Annotated in this window: 15 protein-coding genes; 6 read left to right on the forward strand and 9 right to left on the reverse strand. The window is 69.1% G+C overall.

Translation table 11 applies throughout. The features are described from left to right. Positions 1-5: 5 nt before the first annotated feature. Complete coding sequence (locus D892_RS46805) at positions 6-164, forward strand: hypothetical protein (RefSeq protein WP_156959578.1); 159 nt, start codon at positions 6-8, stop codon at positions 162-164. Positions 165-167: 3 nt separating this feature from the next. Here the strand turns inward: D892_RS46805 and D892_RS0119335 are convergent, their stop codons facing one another. From D892_RS0119335 to D892_RS0119345, 3 genes are read right to left on the reverse strand one after another with little or no spacing between them, the layout of a single operon-like run. Beyond that, positions 168-1,454: an MFS transporter gene (locus D892_RS0119335; protein WP_024802835.1), complete on the reverse strand. Its 1,287-nt coding sequence runs from the start codon at positions 1,452-1,454 to the stop codon at positions 168-170. Between the two features lie 49 nt (positions 1,455-1,503). Then, entirely contained in the window at positions 1,504-2,832 is a 1,329-nt protein-coding gene (locus tag D892_RS0119340) for an FGGY family carbohydrate kinase (protein ID WP_198036932.1), read from the reverse strand. A 24-nt stretch (positions 2,833-2,856) separates the two neighbouring features. Then, positions 2,857-3,621 carry a class I fructose-bisphosphate aldolase gene (locus tag D892_RS0119345; RefSeq protein ID WP_198036933.1) on the reverse strand — a complete coding sequence of 255 codons (765 nt, stop codon included), beginning with the start codon at positions 3,619-3,621 and terminating at the stop codon, positions 2,857-2,859. A 144-nt stretch (positions 3,622-3,765) separates the two neighbouring features. On the opposite strand from D892_RS0119345, the gene D892_RS48620 reads away from it, so the two are divergent. From D892_RS48620 to D892_RS0119370, 4 genes are all read left to right on the forward strand, one after another. Further along, a complete protein-coding gene (locus D892_RS48620) occupies positions 3,766-4,761 on the forward strand; it encodes a dihydroxyacetone kinase subunit DhaK (protein WP_024802838.1) in 996 nt (331 codons plus the stop codon). A gap of 11 nt (positions 4,762-4,772) precedes the next feature. Next, positions 4,773-5,441, forward strand: coding sequence for a DAK2 domain-containing protein (locus D892_RS48625; protein ID WP_024802839.1), 669 nt, complete (start codon positions 4,773-4,775; stop codon positions 5,439-5,441). Between the two features lie 372 nt (positions 5,442-5,813). After that, a complete protein-coding gene (locus D892_RS0119365) occupies positions 5,814-6,575 on the forward strand; it encodes a GntR family transcriptional regulator (protein ID WP_024802840.1) in 762 nt (253 codons plus the stop codon). Between the two features lie 174 nt (positions 6,576-6,749). Continuing rightward, positions 6,750-7,298, forward strand: coding sequence for a gluconokinase (locus tag D892_RS0119370; RefSeq protein WP_024802841.1), 549 nt, complete (start codon positions 6,750-6,752; stop codon positions 7,296-7,298). Here the strand turns inward: D892_RS0119370 and D892_RS41540 are convergent. The 3 genes from D892_RS41540 to D892_RS0119380 all read right to left on the reverse strand — a co-directional run bounded on the left by D892_RS41540 (position 7,289) and on the right by D892_RS0119380 (position 9,264). Beyond that, positions 7,289-7,933 carry a trans-aconitate 2-methyltransferase gene (locus D892_RS41540; protein WP_232236120.1) on the reverse strand — a complete coding sequence of 215 codons (645 nt, stop codon included), beginning with the start codon at positions 7,931-7,933 and terminating at the stop codon, positions 7,289-7,291. The genes D892_RS0119370 and D892_RS41540 overlap by 10 nt on opposite strands. Next, positions 7,836-8,189 carry an FAD-dependent monooxygenase gene (locus D892_RS49405; protein WP_198037154.1) on the reverse strand — a complete coding sequence of 118 codons (354 nt, stop codon included), beginning with the start codon at positions 8,187-8,189 and terminating at the stop codon, positions 7,836-7,838. The genes D892_RS41540 and D892_RS49405 overlap by 98 nt, the downstream gene beginning before the upstream one ends. A gap of 175 nt (positions 8,190-8,364) precedes the next feature. Next, entirely contained in the window at positions 8,365-9,264 is a 900-nt protein-coding gene (locus D892_RS0119380) for an erythromycin esterase family protein (RefSeq protein ID WP_198036934.1), read from the reverse strand. Positions 9,265-9,671: 407 nt separating this feature from the next. Here D892_RS0119380 and D892_RS0119385 point away from each other — a divergent pair, with 407 nt between their 5' ends. Continuing rightward, entirely contained in the window at positions 9,672-10,400 is a 729-nt protein-coding gene (locus D892_RS0119385; protein WP_024802843.1) for a class I SAM-dependent methyltransferase, read from the forward strand. A 344-nt stretch (positions 10,401-10,744) separates the two neighbouring features. Here the strand turns inward: D892_RS0119385 and D892_RS0119390 are convergent, their stop codons facing one another. The 3 genes from D892_RS0119390 to D892_RS41545 all read right to left on the reverse strand — a co-directional run bounded on the left by D892_RS0119390 (position 10,745) and on the right by D892_RS41545 (position 14,783). Then, entirely contained in the window at positions 10,745-12,226 is a 1,482-nt protein-coding gene (locus tag D892_RS0119390) for an HNH endonuclease signature motif containing protein (RefSeq protein WP_024802844.1), read from the reverse strand. Between the two features lie 214 nt (positions 12,227-12,440). Continuing rightward, entirely contained in the window at positions 12,441-13,655 is a 1,215-nt protein-coding gene (locus tag D892_RS0119395) for a helix-turn-helix domain-containing protein (protein ID WP_156959579.1), read from the reverse strand. A 90-nt stretch (positions 13,656-13,745) separates the two neighbouring features. Continuing rightward, complete coding sequence (locus D892_RS41545) at positions 13,746-14,783, reverse strand: hypothetical protein (RefSeq protein WP_024802846.1); 1,038 nt, start codon at positions 14,781-14,783, stop codon at positions 13,746-13,748. Positions 14,784-14,884 lie beyond the last annotated feature (101 nt).

A 14,884-nucleotide genomic window follows, 5' to 3' on the forward strand; every position in this document is an offset into this window, starting at 1 on the left:
CGGCAATGGCAGAAATGTGTCCGCAGTGCGGCAAGCGAACCGATCTGGAGATCGGCGAGCGCGATCTCTTGGGCTGGCAGAAATACCGTTGCCTGGCTTGCGAATACGAGTGGAAGAGCACCAAACCGTTCGTGTGGCCGCCGGACCTCCGGCAGATATCGTGAGCATTATCGCTGTGCCACAGCGTGATCCGGGCGGCGTGCCGAGACGCCCGGATCCTCCTCCGCGTGCAGGGTGAGGCTGACCAGGGCGGCGGCGAGGTAGAGGCCGACGAAGGTCCAGATCGCGATGCCCATGTGGGCGCTGCCGCCGACCAGGCCGGCGATGGCGGGACCCACGAATGCCGAGAGACCGGCGGCGAGGGTGTAGACCGCCAGGGCGCTGCCGGAGTCGGCCTTGCCCACGACGGCCGGCACCAGGGCGGTCAGCGGGACGAATCCGGCCAGCCCGATACCGAATACGGCCCAGCACAGCAGCGTCACAACGAAATTGGGACCGACCGCGAGCGGCACGTAGTACAGCAGCAGCGCGCCCACCGCGCACATCACGCAGCCGAACCAGGTCACCGTCCGCCGCCAGCCGAACCGGTCGCCGACGATCCCGAACACCAGGTTGGCGAAGACGTTGGCGGTGTAGACGCACGTGACCAGCAGCAGGTATTCGCTCTGCTCGAATCCGATCGTGTCGGTGAAGAAGATCGGCGCGACCACGAACAGGGCGAAGTTGGGCGCCGTATTCACCAGCCGGACGAAAGCGCCTGCGGTGACGCGGGGTTCGCGCCAGAGGATGGTGATGCCGCGCGCCAGTTCGCGCACCGGCGAACCGCCCTCGGGCGCGGTCGGACCGGCATGCCGCAGGTCCCGCACGCCGATCAGGGCACAGGCCGCGCCGAGAGCCACGAGACCGAGCCCGACCCAGAAGGTGCCGTACTCGCCCACGACCGGGATGCTCGCGCCGGCCACCAGCGATCCGAGGGTCGGCAGCCCGGCGCCGAAAGCGAACCAGAACCAGCCGACGGAGGTTCCGCGCTGATGTGCCGGTGCCGCGGAGTTGATCCAGACCAGGAATGCGTAGGCGAAGAACGGATATCCGATGCCGCGCAGCCCGTAGATCACGGTGACGAACAGTTCGGAGCCGCTCGGAATCGCCAGGGCCAGCAAGACCGCTTCGAGCACCGCCCACGCGATCGCGCCGGCCAGCATCACCCGCCGCGGTCCGAACACCGCCGACAGCGTTCCGGCCAGCCACGAGCCGACGGCGACGAAGATCCCGTAGACGCTCACGGCCATCGCGACGCGGTTCTCGGCGAACCCCTCGTCGACGAGGTAGGGCGACAGGTAGTTGCTCTCGACGCCGTCCCCGATCATGAACAGCAGGACGCCCGCGTAACCCCAGAGCAGCGGTGCCGGCAGCCCGAGTCGATCGACGAGCGCGGCGGTTTTTTCGGACAGCATGAGCTTCCCTTCGACGGTGAAGGTGGGATGTTCGGGTCGGGATCGGTTGCTAGGGCACGGGTGCCGGGGCGTACGCGAGCGTGGTGGCGGGGTCGGGAGACCAGCCGAGTGCGCGCGCGGCCAGCAGGGCCGCACCCGCGGCGGTGGTTTCGGGCTCGGTGATCACGGTGACGGGCCGGCCGGTGACGGCCTGTTTGATCTCGATCCAGCCGTGCGAACGGGCCCAGCCGCCGGCGGTGAAGACCCGGGATCGGTCCGGCACGAGAGCCGAAATGTCCTGTACCGCTTGGTTGCCGAGCGCCGCCAGCGCGCCGAGGACGGCGGAGGCGCGCGAGGTGGGCGCGGCGGGGGCGTCGGCCGTATACCGCGGCCGGGCCCCGCCGGCGGCCCCCGGCCGGAACGTTCCGGACGACAGATACCCGTCGGGTGGGAGCGCACCGCTGATCATCTGCTGGAGCGCGGCGGCCACGGCGGGATCCTGCGATGCCCATTCGACGTTGCGCGCCAGTTCCTCCACGCGCAGCAGCGTGCTGCCGGTGCTGCCGATACCGGGTGCGGTGTCGATCCCCTCACCCGCCGAGATAATCGACATAGACTGCGCCACAACGACTTCCGCGGTGCCCATCGAGTCGAGAACCGCGCCGGGGCTGAGCCGGTCGACGCCCCAGCCGCCGATCGGATGGTCGTGGCCACCGGCCACGACGACGGCCTGGGCGGCGAGCACCCCGGCGTCGCGCAGGCGCTCCGAGCGGAGCGGGCCCACGATGTCACCGGCGCGCAGCACGGCCGGCAGCAGGCCGGGGGAGCCGAGCGTCGCGCGCACCCGGTCCTCGGCCCAGGTGCGGCCGCGCACCTGCCAGGCCGCCGTGCGGGCGGCCAGCGTGTCGCTCATGAAGTCCACCCCGGACCAGCGGCACGACGCGAAATCCGTCAGCGCCAGCCAGGTTTTCGCGCGTTCGGCACCCGGCCGCCGCGCCGCCCAGGCCCAGCCGACCAGCGTGCGCGCGGCGTCGGTGACGACGCCGAGGCCGGCGGCGGGCGACAGTTCGGGCTCCAGTTCGTGGAACAGTGCTGTACGGCGCGGATCGAACCAGGCGAGCGCCGCGTCGAGCGGGTGCCCGTCCTCGTCGACCAGGACGCCGTCCTCGCCGACCCCGGCCGCGCAGACCGCCACGGCGGCGAGCTCGCCCCCGCACGCCTCGATCACCAGCTCCTCGAACAGCTCGAACAGGACCATGGCATCGATGGACACCTCGCCGGTGCGGCGCGGCGTCGGCCGCCGCACCCGCGCCACGATGTGCCCCGCGGCATCCAGGGCCACGACCTTGACATTGGTGCTGCCCACATCCGCTCCCAGCACCACGTCCCGCCTACCCACGCTCGTCACCTCCCTCGCTGGACCTCAGTCGGTGAACGTGACATTCCGCGTGCGGGTCGCGATCTCGTCGAGCACCTTCTCGGCCTCGTTTCGCGGGCGCTGCCAGATGTTGCGTCCGACGATCACGCCGCGGGCACCAGACCGGATGGTCTGTGCCACCGCGTCCACCGTATCGGCCGGGTCCCCGGACAGCGGGCCGCCCGCGATGACCAGCGGCACCTTCAGCTCCTCGACCAGGCGGCGGGTGCGCTCCTCGCCGGGGAATGCGATCTTGATGATGTGCGCGCCGAGGTCGTAGGCGATCCGGGCGATCTTCTCCTCCTCCTCGATCACCTCCGGGGTGCGCGGCGCGCCGATCAGCACCGGCTCGAGCACGAGCGGGATGTCCCAGGCGTCGCAGGCCGTCACGACCCTGCCCACCCGCTCGCACAGCTCGGCCCGCTCGGCCCGGGAGATGTTCCACGGGAACAGCATCTTGACCGCGTCGACGCCCATCCGGACCGCCTCCTCGACGGTGGTGATCAGGCGGTGCGCGCCGCCGCCGTCGAGCTGGGTGACGTCGTAATAGGTGTCGATGGTCAGCACGCGGGTCAGGTGCGGGTGCCGGGCGAAGAATCGCTCGGTCTGCTTCACCTGGCCGGGTGTCATCATGAAGCCCGTGACGTCGTGGCTGCCCCAGGATTCGAACGGGGCCGACGGGGTCTCCAGGCCCTCGATGCGGTCGAAGATCAGGCCGTGGTCGACGGGCATGATGATTGCTGCGCGGTCGCTGGGTAGCGTCCGCCGCATCCGGTACTCCATGGACATCCACGGCCCCACTCTCTGCTGTCGGAATTGTACGTACAGAGAAGAGTTGTACGTACAGACTGTACTGTCCGTACATTAGAACCTAGGGTGGGTCCGGTCAACAGCTGATCGAAGGAGAACAGCACCGTGCGCCGTCAGATCCGCAACCGGCCCGAAGACGCCACCGACGAGGCGTTGGAGGGTCTCGCGCTCACCCATCCGGCACTGATCGCCTACGACCGGCAGGCCGGCATAGTCACCCGGGCCACGCCGGCCCGGGACAAGGTCGGCCTGGTCTCCGGCGGCGGCTCCGGCCACGAACCCCTGCACGCGGGCTTCGTCGGGGCGGGCATGCTCGATGTCGCGGTGCCCGGCGCGATCTTCGCCAGCCCCACCGCGCTGCAGGTGCACGAGGGCACCGTCGCCGCCGACTCCGGCCGCGGAGTCGTGCAGATCGTCAAGAACTACACCGGCGATGTGCTCAACTTCCAGATCGCCGAGGAACTCGCCGGTGACGACGCCGTCGTGACCGAGTCCGTCCTCGTCGACGACGATCTGGCCACCCAGACCGACGAGGACACGCCCGGCCGGCGCGGCACCGCGGCGGTGCTGGCGGTGGAGAAGATCTGCGGCGCGAGCGCCGAGGCCGGCGCCGGACTGCGCGAGGTCGCCGAGCTGGGCCGCCGCGTCGCCCGCAACGCCCGCACGCTCGGCTTCGCGCTGAGTGCCGGGACCCACCCCGGCGCCACCGATCCGGCGTTCACCCTCGCCGACGACGAGGTCGAGCTGGGCGTCGGCATCCACGGCGAGCGCGGCACCGGGCGGATTCCGTTCGCCGACGCCGACTCGCTCGTCGCGCAGGTGATCGACCCGCTGATCGGCGAATTGAGCCTGGCGCGTGGCTCATCGGTCGTCGCGATCGTCAACGGCCTCGGCGGCACCTACCCGATCGAACTCGGGATCGCCGCCCGCGCGGTGCACCGGCGATTGTCCGATCGCGGTGTCTCCGTTGCCCGTTCGCTCGTCGGCAGCTACGTGACCTCGCTCGATATGGTCGGGCTGTCGGTGACGCTGCTGCCCGCCGACGCCGATCTGCTGCCGCTGTGGGACGCGCCCGTGCGCACGCCCGCCCTGACCTGGTGAGGGGACCCGCCATGACCGATACACGACTGACCTCCGGATTCGGCCGTCGCTGGGTCGAATCCCTGTCCGCGACGTTCCGCGACCGCACCGACGTGCTCGCCGACCTCGACCGCCGTTCCGGGGACGGGGATTTCGGCACCAATATCGCCACGGCCATGCGCCGCGCGCAGGCGAATATCGAGGGCGAGGCGCCGCAGGACTACACCGGTTGGCTGACCGCGGTGTCGCGCGGATTTCTCGGCACCGGGGGCACCAGCGGCCCGCTGTTCGGCATGTTCTTCCGGGACCTGGCGCGCTGCGCGGAGGGCTCGGAACCCACGCTGGCGGAGCTGTCCGCCGGACTGAGCGCGGGTCTCGCGACGGTGCAGCGCTACGGCAAGGCCGAGGTGGGGCACAAGACCATGGTGGATGCGCTCGGCCCCGCCGCCCGCACACTGGAATCGCTGGTCGCGACGGAGACCGCCCCCGCCGAGGCATTGGCGGCGACGGCCCGCGCGGCGGTCGACGGCGCGCTGAGCACCGCCGAGATGCGCGCCAAGCGCGGCCGCGCGAGTTATGTCGGCGACGTGGCGCGCGGCGTGCTGGACCCGGGTGCGGCCGCGGCGGCGCTGGTGCTCCAGTCGGCGGCCGCGGCGGTCGACGCAGCGCCCGCGGCGCTGGATACCGCCTGGCTGGGCTGATCCGGGCCCATCTGGCCGCGTGCTCGGACCACGCCGCGGTGGAGCGGGAGACGGCGCGTTCGGTGATCGAGGCCGATTTCTCCGAGCGACCCGGGTGGGAGGTCCTGGTCGATACGCTGGCCGGCGGTCCGTACCGTACGGACGGCTAGACTCGGGGCGCTTGTCCCGGCCATCCCGGTGAGCCGGTACGGCAACGGGCGTCCGTCGTTCGGATCTGGTCGTTCCAGCGTGTTTCGGACGGAACTGCTGGTGCGGCGTAGTTGGCAGCAGCATGGATCCCGCGGAACACGCCGGGACGACCGGCGGGGCACGCCCGGACGACGAGCGGGAGGCCGGCTGCCGGCGCAAGACCAGGAGGGAGCACGCACAGTGGTGGCCACCGAGACGATCGATCGGCAGTCGTCGACCCCGTACTACCAGCAGCTGTTCGCGGCGTTGGAACGGCGGCTGGCCACCGGGGCGATCGGCCGGGGGGAGCGGCTCCCGAGCGAGAACGAGCTGTGCAACGAATTCGGGCTGTCCCGCGCCACGGTTCGGCAGGCGCTCCAGCTGCTCGAGTCGCGTGGGCTGGCGACGCGGGTGCCCGGCCGCGGCGTGTTCGCCAGCGAACCCAGCGCGGAACGCGGCTGGGTGATCCAGGGCCCGGAAGGGTTCCTGGAGAACGCGATCGGTCACCAGAACCGCGCGGTCCGGACCACGGTGCTGAGCCACGGCCCGGCGATCCTGCCCGATTACGCGTGCCGCGCGCTGACGGTGCCGGAGAACACCGCGGGCTTCGAGCTGATCCGGCTGCGGTCGTTGGACGGCGTCCCGGCGCTCTACAGCATCAACTACAGCCCGCCCGCCCTCGTCCCGGTCGTCGCCTCGGCCCACGAGGTGCTCGCGGGACGGGCCTCGCTCAGCGAACTCCTCGCCGGCGCCGGCTACACCCTCGGCGGCGCCCACCGCGCCATTCACGCCGTCACCCCGGAGCCGAACATCGCGGCCGCCCTGGAGATCTCGCCGACCACGCCGGTTCTGCACGTCCGCTCCACCTCGTGGACGTCCGGCGGCGACCGCTACGACGTCTACGACACCTGGGTCCGCAGCGACGTCGTGCCGCTCGAGGTGAACGTCGACACCACCGGCCGGTGAACGTGCCCGGGGAGGAGGCCGCCAGGGGCATCAGCAGCGACGAATACCCCTGCGGTGCAGGGGTTTCCACCTGTGGTCGACGGTCGTTCCCGGGAATCTTGCCGTGTTGCCGCACGAGGGTCGATCCGTGCTCTCGGGTGGGGCGTGGTTCCCTCCCGGCGAACAGGGTCTTTCATGAGTAGTGGCCGGCGGCCCTATCTAGTGGTGATGGGCGTGACGGGGTGCGGGAAGACGACGATCGCGCGCAGGGTTGCCGATCTGTTGTCGCTGGAGTTCCTGGACGCCGACAGCCTGCATCCGCAGTCGAACATCGACAAGATGACCGCGGGTACCCCGCTCACCGATGCCGACCGGGCGCCGTGGCTCGAGGCGGTGCGCGCCGCGATGCGGTCACGGGGGAGCGGATGCGTGGTCGCCTGCTCCGCACTGCGCCGCTGGTATCGAGACGTGCTGCGGGATGTGCCGGAACCGGTCGCGTTCGTCCACCTCGACGGCGATCCCGCCACGATCCGGTCGCGGATATCCTCCCGCAGCGGCCATTTCATGCAGCCCGCCCTGCTCGACTCGCAGCTGGACCTGCTGGAGCCCCTCGAACCGGACGAACCCGGAATCGTGCTGGACATATCTCATGCACCGGACGAAATTGCCCGGGCAGCAGTCGAATTCGCCCGGACGTGCCGGACCGGAGAGCGGCGTGGCCACACCGGTGACGATCAGCTGTAGTGCGAGGTGACGCTGTCCTGCCCGGTGTAGTTCGGGCCGGCATGATCGTCCGCACCGAGATACCGCCAGTCCCAGTGCAGTGGGGCGTTTCCGGTCCGGGTAAGTCGATGCTGCCGGGCATTGTGGTGGAATCCGTTGCGACGCAACGCAGCTGCCAGCTTCCGCCCGAGCGGTGCGCCATCTGCCCGCCGGATTGAGGAGGCATCGAAGTTGGCGGCGAACAACCCGTCGGCGCCGAGCCAGGACGTCATCCGGGTCAGCGCGGCGAGTTTGTCGCCGACGTAATGCAGCATGTGGACGGCGGTGACGAGATCCACCGGCTTGTCCGGTTCCCAGGCCGACACCGACCCGACGACCAGATCGACTCCGGCGCAAGCTGGTCCGAAGTAGCCGACGAGATCCAGGCCGATGGTCTCGACATGTCCGGGCAGTGACCGGGCCGCGTCGGCCAGGGCTCGCCCGCTACCGCATCCCACGTCCACCCACCGCTGCGGCGCCGGCCGTGCCGCCAGCCAGGCCGCCGGGTCGAACCCGAGTTCACGACGGTACGCCGGCAGCCCGCGCCCGCGGTTCATCTCGGAGTTGGCCACCACCGCACTGCGTTCCAAACGAAGGTCGTCCAGGAACTCGCTCACACCGACATCCTGCCCCGGCGAGCACGCCGCCGCGACCTCGCACCGGGGCCCGCGCTTGTCGTTTACGTATTTCGGGGCGCATCGCCTCCTCCCAGGCGCCGAGAGCTGTGCGGAGGCCGCCCTCGTGTGCTGCGATGGTGGCGCCGAGCCGGTCCGCGCCGTCGAGGGCGAGCGCCGCGCCGTAGCCGGCGAAAACGGTGACGCACCATGCCGCGTCGCCGAGCAGGACCACGCGGCCGCGGCTCCAGCGGTCCATCACGATCTGGCCGACCGAGTCGAAATAGGCGTCGGCAGGGTTCTCCGCGAGTTGGTGGAGAGCGTCGGCGACCCCTCCGCCGAGATCCCCGGACGCGCGGGTCGAGATCGGTGCCCGGCTCGGTGTATCCGAGCAGGCGGCGCGGAAGCGGTTCGCTCCGTGCGGGTTGCCGCTCTCAGCGATCGAGGAGGTGAGCGGGCGTCACCTCGTGGTGGTGGACGATGAGGTCGAACCATTCGGCGAACGCTCCACCGGAAAGGTGGTACGCGGCATCGTTGTCGGGGTCGTACACGGGTCCGATCACCCGCGTTCTGGTGAGTTGCCGCAGCCAGGTCCGCACCGGATCGTCGGCGGGCGCGCGCAGATCCAGCAGGTAGGTGTCCACGCCGGCATCACCGAGTGCGGACTCGGCGAATTCCGTTGGCGGCGAGGGAGACCTGTAGGATGCCGTCGACCCGTGATCGTAGGTGAGCCCCACCGAGAGGTAGCCGGAACCGAAATGCTGCCGCAGGAAACTGCCGGCATTGCGATGAGTGATCTCCTCCCCGCCGGAGGCGATGCCGCGTGCCGCGGCGTTGGCGGTATGGGCCGTCCCACCCCAGTAGACCAGCTTGTCCCCGGTGTGCTCGTGCCACTGAATGACGTTCTCCGCCAACATCCGTTCGATCACATCGAGAGCCCCGGTCTGCGCGGTGACATACCGAGCGGGCTCGGGGTGGGCGATCCGGACGGGATCGGCGGGATGTCGCCGGTTGTAACCGCGTAACCAGGTGACGACATCGACCAGTTCCTCGGTGCGCCAGAAGGATCGAGCATTACCCATCAACGCTCGCGGATCGCCGACCCCCTTGCGTACGTACGCATCGATCGCGGCACTGGCCGCGTCATCACCTTCCAGCACGAAGCTACGAAACCTCATGTGCTCCACGAGAAATCGCAGTATCCGGTGAGCGACCACAGAAAGCTCGTGCGTATCGCGTGCCGCCACACCGAGCGCCACGACGCTTGCCTCACCCACCATGTCCCGCAGAGGCTCCAGGTCGGCCAGCGGCGCATCCGGATCCAACGTATCCAACGGCCTAGCGTTCCGCTCAACCCACCTTGTCACGGCCTTGATCGAAGTTGTCATGCGCCCACCTTGCTACCTGAACCAAAGTTCAGGTCAACGGCGGGAACCGCGACCAGCGTGCCGGCGTCCTGCCAACACGCACCCGTCGGCAAGGGCGACCATTCGACGGAAGTCCCGAACATGCACAGGGCGCCCCAACACACCGGTACCCGGTTGGACGGCCGGCTACCAGGAAGTTTGGGCGGAGTTGTACGAGAGGCGAAATCCCTCAGTTCCTGGGCGGCGTCGTTTCAGATCCCATGCCTCGGATCGACCGGTGAACGGTGGGGATTGGTCGCGCACCGGCATGGGCGAGCGTTCCGCGACGGTGAAACCGGTGGTATGAACGGCGCCAGTATGGTTACAGTCGGTCGGTGCCGGATGCGATCTTCGCCCATTCCCGTCTCGCGGCGATCTACGACGAGTTCGAGGGTGGCCGTGAGGATCTGGACCTCTACGTGAGCATCGCCGACGAATTGGGTGCCGAGGTTGTGCTCGATGTAGGTTGCGGGACAGGAATTCTCGCCGTGCTATTGGCGCGCACCGGCAGAACGGTAGTGGCCATCGACCCGGCCGCAGCGTCGCTGGAGGCCGCGAAGACAAAGCAGGCGCCGCCCGGGATCACCTGGTTGCACGGACAAGCCGCGGATCTCCCAGAGGCGTGTGCCGACCTTGCGGTCATGACCGGCAACGTGGCACAGGTTTTCCTCACCGACGACGACTGGGCCGATGCGCTCGACAGCATCCACCGCGCCCTCCGGCGCGGCGGTCGTCTCGTGTTCGAGACCAGGCGTCCGGAGCGCCGTGCCTGGGAGGACTGGGCCGTCGGCGCAGCGTCGGCGGTTCGGGACATTCCGGGCACAGGACGGGTGGAACAACGCCTGGAAGTCACCGCGGTGAACCTTCCGTTCGTCTCGTTTCGGCACACGTACACCTTCGCCGCGGACGGCGCCGTCGTCATATCGGACTCGACGCTGCGGTTCCGTGAGCGCACGGACATCGAATCGGACCTGATAAGACACGGTTACATGGTCCGGGACGTCCGGGACGCTCCCGATCGTCCCGGACGCGAGTATGTATTCGTTGCCCAGGCAACGCCGTGAAACAGGCCGCGACTTCGCTTACGTCATCCCCGAAACATCCTGGACAGCAGCGAGTCTCGCCCTGGCGACCGCGCGACAGGCGAATTATCGGGCGTTTGGACGACCGGATCTCGGTGTCAGTGGAGGGCCAGCTCCCAGGCCTCCAGCGGGGGTTCGCCCGGTGGATAACGACCGGTGCAGTAGCCCCGGCAGCCCCCGCGCTGAGATGCACCGACATACTGCCGACCATAGCGGGAGAGGTCGTGGCGATCGGCAGCGGCGACGTTCAGGTGATCCGGGTGTGCCGTTGCCGGCGCTGACCGGTGTCGGTTATCGCGAGCGGCAGGGCGCATCGGCCGCTCGGCTCAGGCTGCATCGCCGGCGGTGCGGGTGGGTAGCCACCGTCGGTGTTGTGCGCGTTCGTCTTCGTTGCGCCGGTGAATGCGGGCCAGGACCTCCGCGAGTAGTTCGTTGGCGTGGTGGCGGTGGTTGAGCCGCGGGATCTGCTGCGGGTCGACATGGACCGGCGCGATCCACGCCGTACGCCCCGGGTACCGTGAATCCGGGCCCTGCACAACGGTTTTCCAGCCGCCGGGCCCGTCGTGGATCAGTGCGTGGCAAGCATCGCACGCCAGGGTCAGATTCTCGATATCCGTCGCGCCACCCCTGCGGTGCTCGTGCACATGGTGCACTGCGGACAGGCTCGCCGGGGCATCGCAGCCGGGTCGTGAGCAGCCGTGCAGGGTGGCGATCAACGCCAGCCGCTGAGCCGGGGACGCGAGGCGTTTGGTGCGGCCGAGGTGTAGTGGCAGTCCGGCGTGGTCGAACACCGCCAGGAACGGCTGGGACCGCTCCGCGAGTGCGAGGGCCTTGCTCATCGGGACGGTGCCGCCGGTCGCGGTGGTCGCCACCCCGGCAGCCTGTTCGACCTCGTCGACGGACATCGTCAGGATCGCCGTGACCGGCACGCCGCGGTGGGCGCCCAGCCGGTCGGCGAACACACCCGACGACAGCAAGGCGTGGAGCGCATCATGATTTCGCTGCGCGGCCGAACGGCGGTCACGAGACGCGGCGTCGGCCAGGACCCGCGGGTCGGCGTGGTCGATGTCGATGGCCGGACTGTCGGGATCATCCGGGTTGCAGGCGCCGGGCCGGGCGTATTTGGCCAGTAGCGGGTCCAGCAATGCTCGCAGTACCGGATCGATCTCCCCGTGGATCGGGCTCATCCCGTCCGGCCGCTGCCGGCCGATGGTGATCGCCCGCCTGCGGGCCCGGTCCAGATCGGTGCTCATGCGGCCGTCGGGATCCAGATGGGCGAGGATACGATCGCCGACCTTCCCGATATCGTCCGGTGATCCGGTGCGGGCGAACTCTGCGAGGATCTGCTCGGCGGCCTCTCGCTCCTCGGGGCCGACTCCGCGTGGGATGCGGTTCATCACGGCCACTATTCCGCGCACGTGATCGGTCGAGATCTCTCCGGATTCCAGGGCGTGCGCGGTGTGCGGCAGCGGCGGATCGATCGGTTCGCCCGCCATGTCGTGCGGGGTGCCCACCCACAACGCTCGATGTACCCGGGAGCCGGCGTCGGCACTGTTCAGCCGCAAGGTTTCGATCAAGAACTTCTTGATCGACTTCGACCCGAACCGGGCCGGCAACGACCGCTCGTTCGCCTCCACCAAGAGCCTGTGCTGCACCGCGGTCAGTATCCGCGCGCACTTCTCGATATCGCGCATCATCTCGACCACGTCGTCGTCGGACAGGGGCGTCAACGGCATCTCGAGCACGCCGGTGACTGCGGCATGCAGCGGGCCCGAGTCCCGCTCCTCGATTCCCCCGCTCGAAGACATGTTCGAAACATTACCGCGAAATCCATCCCGGCAACAGCCTCGCATCCATCTGATACCAACGTCTTCACACTGGACGGATAGGCGAAAACGGCACGTCCGCAACATAACCCGGATACGCCCCTGGGCGTTCGATGCGACCGGCCCGGTCAAGTATTCCTTGCTCGTGCCCGGAGGGCGCATGGCTGACGTTCGGCCGTGGCCGGGCCCGAGAGTTTCAGCGCGCCGCCCGCATTCCGAGGAACTCCCGCGCTTCGGCCACCTTCGCATGTGGACGCACGGTCGTGGCGATCTCGTTCAGCCGCCCCTGCAACCGAGCGGATGCCAGGTCTGTGATGGTTGTGAACGTTTCGGTCAGCAGTGTGCAGGCTTGCGCGAGGTCGCCACTCCGGACGAGGTTGTGAGCCAGATGGAGTTGCCATGACGCGCGCTCGCGCGGCCACGCGGAGGAGCAGCCGATCGCCTGTTGCAGGTGGGCCGTTGCCGCCGTGTGGTCGCCGAGCCGCATGTGGGCTTTGCCCGAGACGCCGCTCATCTGGGCCTGCGGCAGGTAGACCCAGTCCGGATCGAATCCGCGGGTGGATTCGTACGCGCGGAACGCTCTCGAGAGGGCGTCCACCGTCTCGGTGCGGTCGCCCCGGGCTCCGTGGGCTTCGGCCTCGCGGAGTGCCATGAGCGCCCGCAACTTCGGCCCCCCTCGGTGCAGTGCGGCGCGGGAGGCCGCTCGGGCGTACTGCACGGCCAGCCGGTCTCCGTTCGTATTCGACCCGAACCTGTTGACCATCAGGTGGCTGGCGTTACCGAAGGCGTGCGCGGCTGCGATGCCGTCGTTTGCGGCAGTGGCGGTTTGGGCTGCTTCGGTGTAGTAGCGGGCGGCACTGTCCGGATGCCCGGAGTCGTAGTGTATCCAGCCCGCCGCGATCATCGTCTCGGCAGTGACAGCGGCGAGTTCCCTCCCGACGGCATCGCTGTAGCTGCCCACGTTGAGGAGATGCTGGGTATAGCGGACCTGTCCAGCCGCCACCCCGCGCAGGCGGTCGCCGCCTATGACCAGATCGAGATCGTGGATCTGGTTGACGCTGTCGGTGATTGCCGCGACGTCGGCGGCACCCACTCTTATCGGCGACGCCGAGACGGTACCGGCCGCCGACGCACCCGCGGCCAAGCCCCCGGCGCCGACCGCGCCGGCTCTGAAGAATTCGCGTCGTCTCACGTCCGCCTCCTCTTCATCCGCCACCACCAGTATGTCAAGCGGAACGCCGAGGGCGCGGGCTACGCGACGCAGCGTGCGGATGTCGTGGACAGCCGGACCGTCGTGTTCGAGCTGGGAGACGGCCGGTTGCGTGAGGTAGAGGAGCGCGGCCAGCTCGGACTGGGTCATACCGATGGATTTCCGGATGCGGCGGATAACCTCCCCGGTCGTCATGTGCATCGTGTCGGCCCCCGTGCTCGGAATGAACACACATTCTGTGGGCCGCGGATTGTTCGTTCGAGCAGACGGCACTTCGGCCGAACTCGGATATCAGGCCAATGGGCTGGAGTCGACACTCGACGGTGCGTTCTCTTCGGTGGCCGGTCGGCTGTCCCGGTTGTGGTGGCGTCCGCTGATTCGGTGCCACTCCAGGCTGCCTCGCATCCAGTTCCGCAATCCGCCGAGGTAGCGGGACAGTTCCGGGGAGGCGGTGCGGGCCACCGTGCGTTCCTGCCGAAGATAGCGTCGCATGCCGCGGTTGTGGATGGCGATGGTCTCGCGTATGCCGCGTTCCACGGGCCACCCGTGGTGGATGGCGAGCAGTGCCGGGAGGTTGTAGGCGTCGGAGCCGGTCGCGCTCTCCTTGGCGGCCGAATACAGGTCGTTCACGTGGATGATCAGCGACGAGGCGGCCAGGGTCAGCGCCCGTACGTCGGGGTCGTCGTAGGTCGGGGCCGGGAGCTCGTAGCCGGCCACGACATCGATCAGCGCGAAGCAGGAAATGGCACCGTTGAATCGGCGCTGTGCCAGGTACTCCGACGGCGTGGGTGTATATCCCGTGGTCTGCCAGGACTTCTCGCCCGCCATCGCCAAGCACATCGCCGTGGTTTCGCGGCGCAGGCGACCGAGTTGGGCCGGGGAGGCGACCGTGCTCGCGTGCCGGACGACTTCCCTGACCGCCGCCGTCACGGGATCGCCTCGAACGCTCCGCTCCACGTGCCGGTCCGTGCCCGATCCGGGTTGCGTTTCGAGCGCGTTCAGGACACCTGCGAGCCTGGCCCCGGCTCGTTCGGGAGTGGCTCCCTCGATCTCCTCGTCGCAGTAGTGGTCATCGATTCCGAAAGCGGCCGCGATATTCTCGGCCGCGAGCCGCAAACGGTCCTCGTTCCGCGCGTCCGGATGCACCATGGCCGCAAAGGTTCCGAGGTGAAATGCGCTCACCTCGTCCGCCTGCCCCGGGAACAGGCCGATTCGCCCGGTCCAGCCCAGCACGTGCTCGTCGACCCGTTCCGCGAGTTCAGCGGCCGAGGCGAACGCGAAGGGACACAGGACGTCTCCGGCTGTGCCCCCGGTCGGCGAACCGCCCACGACCTCGCCCCTTTCGAACCCCTCGGGTATCCAGCTTCGAGCGAGACGCACGACCGGCCGAGCCCACTGGGCGCATGAACGCTATGCGTCCGGCGAATGCT

The organism is Nocardia sp. BMG51109, assembly GCF_000526215.1.
GTDB lineage: Bacteria > Actinomycetota > Actinomycetes > Mycobacteriales > Mycobacteriaceae > Nocardia.

What these genes read in the sequence shown, in the direction of transcription:
- D892_RS46805 (WP_156959578.1), top strand. Translation starts at nt 6, where the DNA reads ATGGCAGAAATGTGTCCGCAGTGCGGCAAGCGAACCGATCTGGAGATC.
- D892_RS0119335 (WP_024802835.1), bottom strand. Translation starts at nt 1,454, where the DNA reads ATGCTGTCCGAAAAAACCGCCGCGCTCGTCGATCGACTCGGGCTGCCG.
- D892_RS0119345 (WP_198036933.1), bottom strand. Translation starts at nt 3,621, where the DNA reads ATGCGGCGGACGCTACCCAGCGACCGCGCAGCAATCATCATGCCCGTC.
- D892_RS48625 (WP_024802839.1), top strand. Translation starts at nt 4,773, where the DNA reads ATGACCGATACACGACTGACCTCCGGATTCGGCCGTCGCTGGGTCGAA.
- D892_RS0119370 (WP_024802841.1), top strand. Translation starts at nt 6,750, where the DNA reads ATGAGTAGTGGCCGGCGGCCCTATCTAGTGGTGATGGGCGTGACGGGG.
- D892_RS49405 (WP_198037154.1), bottom strand. Translation starts at nt 8,189, where the DNA reads ATGGACCGCTGGAGCCGCGGCCGCGTGGTCCTGCTCGGCGACGCGGCA.
- D892_RS0119390 (WP_024802844.1), bottom strand. Translation starts at nt 12,226, where the DNA reads ATGTCTTCGAGCGGGGGAATCGAGGAGCGGGACTCGGGCCCGCTGCAT.
- D892_RS0119395 (WP_156959579.1), bottom strand. Translation starts at nt 13,655, where the DNA reads ATGCACATGACGACCGGGGAGGTTATCCGCCGCATCCGGAAATCCATC.